The organism is Chryseobacterium gallinarum, from assembly GCF_001021975.1.
Lineage (GTDB): Bacteria > Bacteroidota > Bacteroidia > Flavobacteriales > Weeksellaceae > Chryseobacterium > Chryseobacterium gallinarum.
Genome location: NZ_CP009928.1, coordinates 4,247,023 through 4,259,082 on the forward strand (window position 1 = coordinate 4,247,023; position 12,060 = coordinate 4,259,082).

Here is a 12,060-nt window from a genome sequence, read left to right on the forward strand (position 1 = left end):
CTACTTATAACAAATTTAATATTAATATTTAAAAAAATAGAAATCATGGGAAATAAAACAAAAGGCCTATTGGCTTTATTAGGTTTAGGTGCTTTAGCATATTGGAAATATAAAAATTCTTCTCCTGAGGATCAACAGGCGGTAAAAGATAAAATTAATACAGCTAAGGATAATCTTAACAAATGGGGAAATGATCTTAAGAATAAGGCTAATGACGTAGCTTCCCAGGTTCAGAATAAAGTAGACGAAGCTAAGACAAAAGCTGAAGATTCTTTGAGCTAAAAAACTGAAAGTAGTTTTTTTAACATTCATATAGAAAAAGTCATCGTATACTATTGCGATGACTTTTTTGATTATTATACTGTTACCTTTTTAAAGAAAGCGATAAAGTCACTGAATAAGCCAATGGATATATGTACGCTTAAAAAGGATCAATGAAATTGATTTAAATGGTACAAGTTATACTCTTTTACTTTTGCTCCGGACCTCCTCTATTTTTTTTGCGCTATTAAAGCATACACTAATGGTATTTTGTTCCCGAACTGAGGAATTCTCCATTTTCCTTTTTCAAACTCATCAACATGTCTGAAACACGGATATGGTGACCAATCAAATTCCTGAAAAGTTTCCAGCCGCATTTCCTTTTTAATCAGATTATTCAGAACATCTGCCAGAGAATGATTCCACATAACATATTGCTGGACAATGGGTGCAGACGGATCTGCATAAGTTCCTTCATAGGTTTCAACAATAGGTTTTTCGTTAAAATAATTGTAAGCCACTTTGGTAAAATCATCATCAAACATCCAGACCACAGGATGAAATTCAGCCATAATAAATTTTCCGCCCGGCTTCAAAAAATGATGAATGACTCCTGCCCATTTTTCAAGATCGGGAAGCCACCCTATAGTTCCATAGCTGGTATATACAAAATCAAATTTCCGATCCAGAATATTGGGTAAATCATAGACATCGGAACAGATAAATTCCGTATCTGTACCACATTGCCCGGCCAGATCCTTCCCTGTTTCGATAGCCTTATCAGAAAGATCAATTCCGGTTACTTTCGCTCCCATTCTTGATAATGAAATAGAATCTTGCCCGAAATGGCATTGCAGATGCAAAATGCTTTTATCTTTTATATCCCCGAGAAGGTCAAGCTCTATTGAATTGAGTGAGCTTCTTCCTTTAAAAATTCATCAACGAAGTAAAAATCCGACTTCAAATGCGGTTCTACTTTAGCATTCCAGGAGTTTTTATTAATTTCAAGGTAATTTTCCATACTTATTCTTTTTATTAAGTACTGAAAGCATGATTGTTCTTTTCAGCAATTTTTCATCTTTATTTTGTCGGCTAAAACACTAAATTTCTGTTCCGGATGGGATGACAATAGAAGTATATAAACTATATACCTTCCAACCCAAGGTTTCGTACAATAATTTCCCTTCTTCTGTCGCCACTAAAATATTATTCAAAAATCCTTTTGATACGGCTATTTTCTCAAGTTCTTTAAGTAAAAAGGTAGCCAATCCTTTCCTTTGATGGTGTTTTTCTGTAACAATTCTGTCGTAAACAGCAAAATCATTAACCAGGGAAACACGGCCTATCGAAGCTTGTTCACCATTTTCTGCCAGAATTTTAATCACGAAAGTTGAATTGTACTGGGAAAATTCCAAGCCATACCCGGTAGCCAGGCTAATCTCCTGAAAACTCATTGGATGAAAACAGGTCATCATATATCCTTGTGGCTGAAGCTGCCATCTTTCAGGAATATTTCCTATAAACTGATCAGAAGAAGTGCAGACTTTAAGGTAAACCCAAGGTTCTTCAATTGACCGGGCAAGTTCAAAGAAATCGTCATTAAGCTCGGGAAATACATACCGTTCTTTTTGTCTTTCATCTCCTACAAAAACGTAGAATCCGGATTGATACTGAACAGGAAAAAACACTTCCCTTGATATGCACCATCCTGTAAGCCATCTTTCCACTATTTCCACTTTATCTTTCATTATTCAATATTGAAAGTTTTTTATTTTAACTGTTCCAACAGTTTTCTTTTTTGTTCTGTAAACTCTGCATCGGTAAGAATACCATTTTCTCTCAGCTTGCCTAATTGTTCCAATTGTTCAAAAATTTCTTTGGATGAGATTTCCTTCACAGGAGTATGCCTTTGCTTTTGGTCTTGCATCTCAGAGGTATTGTAGAGTTCTTTTATCCGGTCATAAAACTTTTCTGCATCTTCTTTATCCATATAACATTCAAATTCAACCAGTCTCTCGTCTGAATGGAGCTGGATAATAGGTGATCTCTGATGGGCGACAAAATTCACCGCTTTGATTTTTTCGTTAGGATAGTTATTGATCTTGGCAGCCCCAAACATTGATTTGGAAACTGAAAGTATTCTTAAAGGAGTTACTACCAATACCCCTGCATCAAGTGTATTAATGAACTGGGCGTCGGTAATTGCAATGATCTTTTCATCTTCAGGAATCAGGTAAGGAAGTTCTTTAATTTCTCCTTTGGTAAATACGGAAAGACTAGCATTTAATTCTTCCAGTTCATGTTTAATTTTTCTTCTTCTGCGTTTATATTCTTCTCTGGAAATAGTATATGACGCTGACTCTGTAACAACGGAAAGAGTTTGTTTCGGCTTTATTGCCGGTTGGATAGGTTTGTCTAATAAACTTTTAATATCCTCAATACTGAAGTTACTAAGATTATACAACAGCTCCTGCTTAACATTACTTGCTTTATCCAGGCATTGATTACACAAAACACCACCATCTGAAAGCTTATTTTCTCCCAAAAGCGTGTCCATAGAAGTTAGTGTTACCCTGCATAAGGAACAATTCTTATTCATTTTTTTATTTTTACAATTTATCAAGCAGTTTCTTTTTCTGCTCTGCAAATTCATCTTCAGTTAAAACTCCTGCTTCTCTCAGCTTACCTAATTTTTCCAATTGTTCAAAAATCACTTCAGAAGATTGTTTTTGAGTGGTAAATACATCTTCCTGGGCCAGACCGGGAATGTTCTGGTGAAAAGCTTGCATTTGTCCTACTTGTTCCAAAGGACTCCCGGAATCTTTAACGCCTCCGTTTACTACAGTACAAAAGGCCCTTCCGTCATTTTTGTTATGCAACTTAAATTCTGCGGAAGCGCCTTTGATATTGATTTTAAGAATAGAATACAGTAAATGTTCATGATGTTCTATAGAAATAATTTCCCGGAGCGGAAATTCATTCCTGACAATTCCTCCCAGAATCTTTTTATCAATAAAAACGACTCTTTCAGGAGTGGCAAAGACAATTCCCTCTCTTTTATTTTGCAGGTAAATGCATTCTGCGATTGCCAATAGTTTTTCATCTTTTTCCAGAACATATTCCAATGCATTTACCTCTTCACTGGCGAGAACACTCAGTCTTGCATTTAGCGCTACGATCTGATCCTTGATTTCATCGAGCCTGGTAGGCGCATCATATTCATAATAATTTCTTTCTGACGGCTGTGCTCCTGGCTGATTTTGACTTGCATCAATTTTACTTTTAAGGAACATCCCTGTTATTTCTGCAAAATAAAACTGATGCAGGGTATTGATAAGTTCTTTATTGATACTGATTGCTTTATTGAAACATGTTGAGCATAAATAACCTCCGTCAGCAAGTCTGTTTTTCCCTACAAGCATATCTGCAGGGATAAGCGGGGTTCCGCATAATGAGCAAATGGCATTCATCTGAGTTTTAGGTTTAAAAGTTTTTAATATCAAAGCAATATTTACTCTACGCTTATATCGGATCCAAATTACAAATTCTGATTTAATTTCAGGTTTAAAATATTGATTATTGAAATGCTTACCTGCTCCAGGCTTAAAATTATAGTAGCGGCAAATCGGAGATTTGCCGCTACTATATCATTTTTATATTTTAATTACACTATCCTAAAAACTCTTCTAAAGAAACGGTTTTCTGTTCTCCGGCTTCCAGGTTTTTAAAGGTAACATTTCCGTTTTTGATTTCTTCTTCTCCCAGAAAAACGAGGTTTTTTATACCTTTCTTCTCTGCGTAGGTAAATTGTTTATTAATCTTTGCACTTTCAGGATATAATTCTGCTGAGATCCCTTTTGCTCTCAGCTGCATGATTAATTTCAAGGCTTCTGTTGTTTCTTCACCTCCGAAATTAGCAAACAGATATTCTATTTTAGTAGATGCTTCTTCAGGGAAAAGATTAAGCTCTTCCATAACCAGATAAATCCTGTCTAAACCAAAAGAAATTCCTATTCCGGGGATATTTTTCACTCCAAAAACTTCCGTAAGGTTATCATATCTGCCTCCTCCACCAATGGAGCCCATGGCTACTTCGTCTGCTTTTACTTCAAAAATAGCTCCGGTATAATAGTCTAATCCTCTTGCCAGAGTAATATTAAATACAAGATTCTGGCTGTTAACACCCAGGTTTAAAGATTGTGTAAGAACAAATTCTAATTCTTCCACTCCTTTCATACCGATTTCATTGCCTGCAAATTTTTCTTTCAATTGCAGAAGATTTTCCAGGGCATCATCAGATTGTTCAAATAAGAAGTCCAGTTTATCAATAGATTCCTGGGAAATTTCCCTTTCCAATAATTCCTTAACCACTCCTTCTTTTCCAATTTTATCCAGCTTATCCAGAGCTACTGTAAAATCAATCAGTTTATCGGTAATACCTGCATATTCTGCCAATCCGGAAAGGATTTTTCTATTGTTCATATGAATTGTTACAGGAACTTTTAAATCAGAAAATGATTTCAAATATAACTGAACCAAATCTACTTCCTGGAATAAGCTCTCACTCCCAACTACATCTGCATCGCACTGATAAAATTCTCTGAACCTTCCTTTCTGTGGTCTATCTGCTCTCCAAACCGGCTGAATCTGGTATCTTTTGAAAGGAAATGTCAATTTCCCATGGTTCATAGCTACAAATCTTGCAAAAGGTACGGTAAGATCATAACGTAAAGCCTTGTCTGAAATCTGAGAGGTAAGTTTCTGATGGTTCTTGTTATCCCAGTCTTCCTGATTTACTTTGGCAGCATATTCTCCTGAATTAAGAATTTTAAAAATCAGACGATCTCCTTCTTCGCCATACTTTCCCGTCAATGTAGAAAGATTTTCAAAGCTTGGAGTCTCTAATGGCTGAAATCCGAATAATTCAAAATTATTCTGTAAAATATTGATGATATATTTTCTTCTGGAAACTTCCTGTGCTGTAAAATCTCTCGTTCCTTTTGCTAAACTTGGCTTCATTTTATAATTGATAAATGATGATAATTAAATTTATTTCGCTTATCTAAAGTAAACTACAAAAAGATGTAAATCATTTTTTTGAAGGCCTTAGGTTCTTTTTTTGATAAGCATTGCAAAAATAAGGAATTGTGACTTTTTCACAGCAGAAAAGCTGAAGAAATATTCTCTTCAGCTCTTTTCGTTTAATTGAATCTGACCATTTCAGACACTCTCCAGGATTTCCAGTATTTCTTCACCATAATTTTCAATCTTATGTTTTCCGAAACCTTTAATCTCCAGCAATTCTTCTTTTTTAGCGGGTTTATACTTGGCTACAGACATTAATTCCTTATTACTTGCAATAAAGTAAGTTGGCAGATTTTGTTCTCTGGCTTTCTCAGACCGCCAAAGTTTAAGGGCGTTGAGAATCTGTTCTTCATCGTAAGTCAATGAATCATTTTCTGCGGAGTATTTTACAATTTTGGGTTCTTTTACCATATTTTTCACTGGCTTTTGCTCGTCAAAATACAATATAACTGACCAATAACATTCGTCGTTTACAAAAGCAGTTTCTACTTTTATAATCTCGTTTCCTTCCAGAAAATCATCAAGCATTTTCTGATCTTTGTAGAGAAATTCTTCCGGAAGTCTGATCTTAAAAACTTTTACTTTCATCATTTGAGTTTTTAGAATTATTTACCTCCTAACAACAGGATCTCATCTACTCTAATTTCCGTAATGTAACGCTTTACACCATCCTTATCGTCATAAGACCTGTATGTAAGCTTACCTTCAATGGCAATTTCTTTTCCTTTAGGGACATACTTTTCCATAATTTCTGCAACTTTCCCGAAAGCAATCAGATTGTGCCATTGTGTTTCTTCTACTTTTTCACCTTTAGCATTGGTGTAGTGATCACTGGTGGCTAAAGATACACTTGCTTTTACATTTCCATTTTCGAAGTTTACCATTTCAACTTCTTTACCTGTGTAACCAATTAATGTTACTTTGTTTCTTAGTGACATAACGTTTAGATTTTAAAATTAATAATTCAGATAAGAGACGTTCACTGCTTTCTCAAATCTCTGTTGCAAAGTTTGCGATCTCACCTAAAAACAGTCGGTTATAAACTATTTAAATTCATTTGTAGTCGTTTGCGGTCGGATATGTAAAATTAAAATTGACCCAATACTTCAAACATTTTTAAAGTAAATTCCGGTTTTACGGCTTGTTTTTCCATAGTAATAGTTTTTGAATTGGCTTTAATAATAATTTATAATTAATCAATTTACAATAATTGCATGAAAATAATATTTTTTATTCAAAATATTCAATGAAATTATTTAAACTTTACACAACCGCAAAAGTAACAAAGAGCTTTTCTTTTAAAACACTTCAGTTCACGTAAGGAAGTTTAAAATAATTCTGTAGAAAGTTTACTTAATTATTATGCATAAAGTTTGGATCTAGTAAATCTATTGTGGTTTAAAATAATTAATCTAAAAATTTAAACAGCTTCAACATTAAACAACTTATTTCATACAACAATTTTATCTGCTCATTCATATTATATTTTTTATTTTAAAAAACTGTTACCAACGCAAGACAATCCATTTACAAATGGATAATTCTGTATCTTTGTTTTATAAATCAATCTATAAAGTAAAGAAGAACATCCAATGAAGAAGACAATAAAAAGAACATACAGGGTCTCGAAATATGTAATCTATAGAGAAACACTTGTTGATTACAAGGAGCATTTCTGGTCATTTTTGGGAGCTTTTTTCGGGATTGGACTGATTGCTTTTATACAGTCTCATTCTTTAGCAGAGACGGAAAATATATTTCTGATCGGTTCTTTCGGAGCGTCCAGTGTTCTTATTTATGGAGCCATTCAAAGCCCATTGGCCCAGCCGAGGAATCTGGTGGGCGGGCATGTTCTTTCAGCATTGGCCGGGGTTACCGTTTATCAGCTTGTACCGGATATTATCTGGCTTTCTGCGCCGTTGGCAGTAGCCTTTTCCATAGTATTGATGCAGTATACCAAAACACTACATCCACCAGGAGGAGCAACAGCTCTGATTGCGGTAAGTTCTACCGGAAAAATCCCGGAATTAGGATATTGGTACGTTATCTCTCCTGTTTTATCAGGATGTATTATCCTGCTGCTTGTTGCTTTATTTTTCAACAATATAACGCCCAACAGGAGTTATCCTTCACACAGCAGGTTTATAAGATTGTTAAAGAAAAAACATGCTCATGGACACAAAGTGAAAAAATAAACATGATGAATTGCCTGGAATGTGGCGAAAAAATTATCGGGAGGTCTGATAAAAAATTCTGCAATGATGCCTGCCGGAATGCCTATAACAATAAGCAGAACAAAGATTCTACCAATCTGATGCGGAATGTCAATAATAAGCTCCGCAAAAATTATCGTATCCTAAAAGAAATAAATACGGACGGAAAAACAAAAATTACAAAATCCAGACTCGACAATTTAGGTTTCGATTTTGATTATTTTACCAATCTGAAAGTTTATAAAAATGGCTCTGAATACAGATTTATTTATGATTACGGCTATAAGCTTTTAGAAGAAGACTTTGTTCTGATTGTTAAAAATCAAATATAAATGTTCACCTTATCACCTAAATATTATGAAAGAAAATGTTTTGATTACCGGCGCCGGAGGACTGATTGCACAGGAACTGGCTAAAAAGATTGAGCATGAATACAATGTAAGATTCCTCACCCGTAAGAAAAAACGACCTAATGAATATGAATGGAATATTGAGAATGGAAGTATAGATGAAGCTGCTTTTGAAAATCTCTCCCACATTATTCATCTGGCTGGTGCTAATATTTCAGAAAAAAGATGGACAAAGGAAAGAAAAAGAGTCCTGATTTCCAGCAGGGTTGATTCTGCAAAATTACTGTCTGATACTTTAACAAAGAAAAACATCAGGCTGAAATCCTTTATTTCAGCTTCCGGCATCAACTTTTACGGAACAAAAACCGAAGAAAAAATATATGAAGAAAATGATTCTCCGGGAAACGATTTTTTAAGTGAGGTAGTCGTTTTATGGGAGAAAGCTGCCGATCATTTTAAAGAGCAGCATCTTGCTGAAAGGGTTGTTAAAATACGAACAGCTGTTGTCCTGAGTGAAAAAGAGGGCGCGTTGAAGAAAATGGTCCGTCCCATTCGATACTATATAGGATCTCCTCTGGGAAGTGGCAAGCAATATATGCCATGGATTCATATTGAAGACATCTGTTACATCTATGAATTTGCCCTGAAGAATACTGCCGTTGATGGTGCTTATAATGCAGCCTCACCGCAGCATATTACCAACCGCGATTTAACAAAAGAAATTGCTCATGTTCTTAAGAAACCTTTACTTTTGCCTAATGTTCCCGGATTTATTTTAAAGCTTATGTTCGGGGAATTGGCTACAGCAATACTGGAAGGGTCACGGGCCTCTTCTCTTAAGATTCAGAAGGAGGGTTTTCGTTTTACATTTCCGGATCTGAATGATGCATTATCTGATTTATTACAAGAAAGGGAGCCAAAAAGATAAGAATTAATCAAAAACAAGTCTGACGACATAACATAAAGATTCCATGCAAAATCCTAATATTACCATTCTAAAAACTGAAATTTTATCAGATAACTGGTACACCTTAAATAAAGTAACCTATAGTATTCTAAAAAAAGACGGAACAACTGAAACACATAGCAGAGAAGCATATGACAGAGGAAACGGAGCTGTTATTCTTTTGTATAATACCCAATCTAAAACTGTTGTTCTGACAAGACAATTCCGTTTGCCGACTTACATTAACGGAAATGCTTCCGGAATGCTTATTGAAGCCTGTGCCGGGCTTTTAGACAATGATAATCCTGAAGATTGCATCAAACGGGAAACGGAAGAAGAAACAGGATATAAAATTTCCAAGGTTGAAAAGGTGTTTGAAGCCTATATGTCTCCCGGTTCCGTAACGGAAATCCTACATTTTTTCATTGCTGAATATTCTAATGAGATGAAAGTGGCAGACGGTGGCGGACTTGCAGAAGAGGGTGAAAATATTGAAGTTCTGGAGCTTCCTTTTGAAGAAACACTGACAATGATTGACAGTGGGGATATAAATGATGCTAAAACAATTATGCTTTTGCAACACCTGCGTATAAAAGGAATTTTGTAAGCTCTGGCATACTATATTTGTAATTAATAACCCGGTATTATAAAAACCTTTGCCATTCCACTGTCGGATTAGTTTGGAATGGCAAAAGCTCTGTTCATTTATAGTAATGATGATATAAAAAATAAATGTTGCTTACAGCTCCATCTCATTCTCTTCACCAAATCTCTTCCAGTACTGATATTTCTCCGGATCAGCAAAGGCCGGATCTTCTTTATAAAAATATAAAAGCCTGCTTAACGCCGTAGTGTAATAGGCGTATTCCAGCGATTTTTCGTAGTATTTAATTGCTTTTTTAGAGTTCATCTTTACTCCCAGCCCTTCGTCATACATAATTCCGTAATAGATATTGGAATAGGTATTTTCTTTGTCTTTTCTTAAATACCGCTGAAGATTGTCATAATCACTTTTCTGGTAATAGATTTCAGCGATCTTCTCATCATTAAAATAGAATTTTTTTTCTGCCTGTTTATAGTATTCTAAAGCAAGATCATAATCCTGCAGTACATACTCGCCGTAAAAATACAGAAGTCCAAGATTCTGCATGGCCAGCCCTTCTCCTGATTCTGCAGATTTTTTGAAGCATTTCAACGCTTTTTTAATATCCTGAGGATAGCCAATACCATTCTGATAATGATAGCCCAGGTTATTCCATGCAATGGCGTGATTCTTGGCAGCTGCTTTTTCATAGAGGGCGAGCCCTTTTTCCAGGTCATAAAACTCAGGGTAATCATCGTGAACATAAATATACCCGAGTTCCACCATCATGTCTGTATTTCCCCGGCTCACTCCTATTTCATATAATCTTACAGCTTCTTCAATTTTTCCTTCATTGATATATTCTTCAGCCCGTGACATCAGGGTTGCGTCATCAAAATATTTCTCATAGCCTGCGCCCTTTCTTTCCGTCCAACCTTTATAAAAATCAAGAAAATATTTTTGATCTTTTCCGCGAAGGTTATGTCTTTTTTCATACAGAGCTCCCAGCTGGTTATCTGAAACCTGATGTAATTGTCTTTTGGTGTCTAATATAAACATTTGCTCGCCTTTATAAAGACAAAGCATCTGTTCATTATACTCTATTCCTTCACCGATATAATCATAGATGCTGCTTTGAGTATCAGTTTTCTGATCAAAATAAAACATTCCGTCTGAAGTAGTCACACGGAAAATTTCTTCCCGGCAGGATTCTAATTTTTTATATTCTTTAGAGGAAGGCAACAGCCAACGGTCTTCAGCAGCGTTATATAAGCCCCAGCCGTTTTCATCAGACAGCAGGAATACATTTTTCATAAACTGGACAAACCAATCCCTGTGAATATTTTCGATGGTATGTGTTTGTAACCTGAATTCACCGGATTTTATATCATAGATGTACCATTTCTTGGCTTTCCTGTAGGCAAAAGAAGTATAATAATCCAGAAGCATTATGGTGTCTATTTCAGTATCCAGAAGACTTCCATCTGATTTAATAATACTGATTTTTTTCTGAAATTTGTTTGGTTTAACCCAATAATATCCTTCTCCAATTTCACTCAATACATCTTCAGGATGCTCTCCTAAAAAGACCCCTTCAAATGTGTAAAAGGCTTTTTTGGATGTTCCTTTCAACGAACGATAGACCAATCCTGAATAATTAAACTCGAAAGGTTCATCAAAGCCCTCTTCAATAACACGTTTATTGGAAACATCAATGAGATAAAACTTATCCTCTTTTTTAGCATTAAAAAGGTAGACATGTCTTAACATTTCAAGATCTTCATATTCACAAGGGATTACAATTTCCCCTGTTTCAATATTAAGTAACCCACATTTTTGATCTATTTCTATAATTCCATAATTTTTATTACCGATAAAAAGAGAATCATAAGCTTCTTCATAAATACATTCAATAAGGACCTTCCCATCATTTCTCAGGTAACCATATTTACCATTTTTCTGTGCTACTGCAATTCCTTCTTCACTAAAAGCGAAGATCTCTTCATAAACCGGCGGAGTGATGATATTGCCTTTTTTGTCCTTCAATCCCCAAAGGCCATTGTCTTCAAAAGTTTCTGAAATATCTTTATATAAATCTTCATTCCAGTAACCCAAACCATAGTCAATCCAGTCTGTTTCCAGTATTTCTAAAAAAGATCCATAACCGCTTCTGGTTACGATTTCTTTTTCCAGCCAGCCCAGATTCTGCTTGGCCATAGCTTTATCATACAACTTACTTCTTTCCTTAATTTCAAATACCCAGTTTCTGGCCTGATCGGAATGTTTTTCATCACTCATATTGAAGACATCCCATCCATTGATGACGAAGGTATCATAAGGAAGATTATCCAGCATTTCAAACATTTTGTTAACGGGTTCATAGTATGCTTTTTTGTAAAGCAACTGATAATGTTCGCCCAGCAACTGATAGAATGATTTTAACCTTTCTACTCCATTAATTTTATCAAAATACAGAAGTTTTCCTTTTGCTCTTGGATCACACGAGAATAAAGGAAGGAGCAATTCCGGGATCTCGTAATTCCATTCCCCCAGGTAGTATGGATACTGCTCTCCTGTTTTGGAATCTATATTATAAACGTAAAGACGATGTGCCATTTTTTG

General features: G+C 35.3%; 12 protein-coding genes and 1 pseudogene. 5 read left to right on the forward strand and 8 right to left on the reverse strand.

Features of this window, described 5'->3' with window-relative positions; all coding sequences use genetic code 11:
* Window positions 1-45: 45 nt before the first annotated feature.
* Entirely contained in the window at window positions 46-282 is a 237-nt protein-coding gene (locus OK18_RS18860; RefSeq protein ID WP_053329005.1) for a YtxH domain-containing protein, read from the forward strand.
* A 209-nt stretch (window positions 283-491) separates the two neighbouring features.
* Here OK18_RS18860 and OK18_RS18865 read toward each other — a convergent pair.
* The 7 genes and pseudogenes from OK18_RS18865 to OK18_RS18895 all read right to left on the reverse strand — a co-directional run bounded on the left by OK18_RS18865 (window position 492) and on the right by OK18_RS18895 (window position 6,284).
* A pseudogene (locus tag OK18_RS18865) lies at window positions 492-1,282 on the reverse strand (class I SAM-dependent methyltransferase).
* Between the two features lie 79 nt (window positions 1,283-1,361).
* On the reverse strand, window positions 1,362-2,009 hold the full coding sequence (locus OK18_RS18870) for a GNAT family N-acetyltransferase (protein WP_053329006.1): 648 nt from the start codon (window positions 2,007-2,009) through the stop codon (window positions 1,362-1,364).
* A 20-nt stretch (window positions 2,010-2,029) separates the two neighbouring features.
* The gene (locus OK18_RS21790) at window positions 2,030-2,860 is read right to left on the reverse strand and encodes a PH domain-containing protein (RefSeq protein WP_228377655.1); all 831 of its coding nucleotides are present in this window, start codon (window positions 2,858-2,860) and stop codon (window positions 2,030-2,032) included.
* Window positions 2,861-2,870: 10 nt separating this feature from the next.
* Window positions 2,871-3,731: a PH domain-containing protein gene (locus OK18_RS18880; RefSeq protein WP_053329008.1), complete on the reverse strand. Its 861-nt coding sequence runs from the start codon at window positions 3,729-3,731 to the stop codon at window positions 2,871-2,873.
* A gap of 199 nt (window positions 3,732-3,930) precedes the next feature.
* Window positions 3,931-5,280, reverse strand: a complete 1,350-nt coding sequence (gene hisS / locus OK18_RS18885) for a histidine--tRNA ligase (RefSeq protein ID WP_050020791.1) — start codon at window positions 5,278-5,280, stop codon at window positions 3,931-3,933.
* 201 nt (window positions 5,281-5,481) lie between these two features.
* Window positions 5,482-5,937: an HRDC domain-containing protein gene (locus tag OK18_RS18890; RefSeq protein WP_228377656.1), complete on the reverse strand. Its 456-nt coding sequence runs from the start codon at window positions 5,935-5,937 to the stop codon at window positions 5,482-5,484.
* 14 nt (window positions 5,938-5,951) lie between these two features.
* A complete protein-coding gene (locus OK18_RS18895) occupies window positions 5,952-6,284 on the reverse strand; it encodes a single-stranded DNA-binding protein (RefSeq protein ID WP_045497669.1) in 333 nt (110 codons plus the stop codon).
* A gap of 654 nt (window positions 6,285-6,938) precedes the next feature.
* Between OK18_RS18895 and OK18_RS18900 the strand changes: the two genes are divergently transcribed.
* The 4 genes from OK18_RS18900 to nudK are packed head-to-tail and all read left to right on the forward strand — an operon-like array spanning window position 6,939 to window position 9,462.
* A complete protein-coding gene (locus OK18_RS18900; RefSeq protein ID WP_050020787.1) occupies window positions 6,939-7,541 on the forward strand; it encodes an HPP family protein in 603 nt (200 codons plus the stop codon).
* Window positions 7,542-7,543: 2 nt separating this feature from the next.
* A complete protein-coding gene (locus tag OK18_RS18905) occupies window positions 7,544-7,891 on the forward strand; it encodes a hypothetical protein (protein ID WP_053329009.1) in 348 nt (115 codons plus the stop codon).
* A 25-nt stretch (window positions 7,892-7,916) separates the two neighbouring features.
* The gene (locus OK18_RS18910) at window positions 7,917-8,837 is read left to right on the forward strand and encodes a TIGR01777 family oxidoreductase (RefSeq protein WP_053329433.1); all 921 of its coding nucleotides are present in this window, start codon (window positions 7,917-7,919) and stop codon (window positions 8,835-8,837) included.
* 43 nt (window positions 8,838-8,880) lie between these two features.
* The gene (nudK, locus tag OK18_RS18915) at window positions 8,881-9,462 is read left to right on the forward strand and encodes a GDP-mannose pyrophosphatase NudK (protein WP_050020786.1); all 582 of its coding nucleotides are present in this window, start codon (window positions 8,881-8,883) and stop codon (window positions 9,460-9,462) included.
* Window positions 9,463-9,594: 132 nt separating this feature from the next.
* Here nudK and OK18_RS18920 read toward each other — a convergent pair whose 3' ends face one another.
* Window positions 9,595-12,054, reverse strand: a complete 2,460-nt coding sequence (locus OK18_RS18920; protein ID WP_053329010.1) for an SEL1-like repeat protein — start codon at window positions 12,052-12,054, stop codon at window positions 9,595-9,597.
* Between the last annotated feature and the right edge of the window lie 6 nt (window positions 12,055-12,060).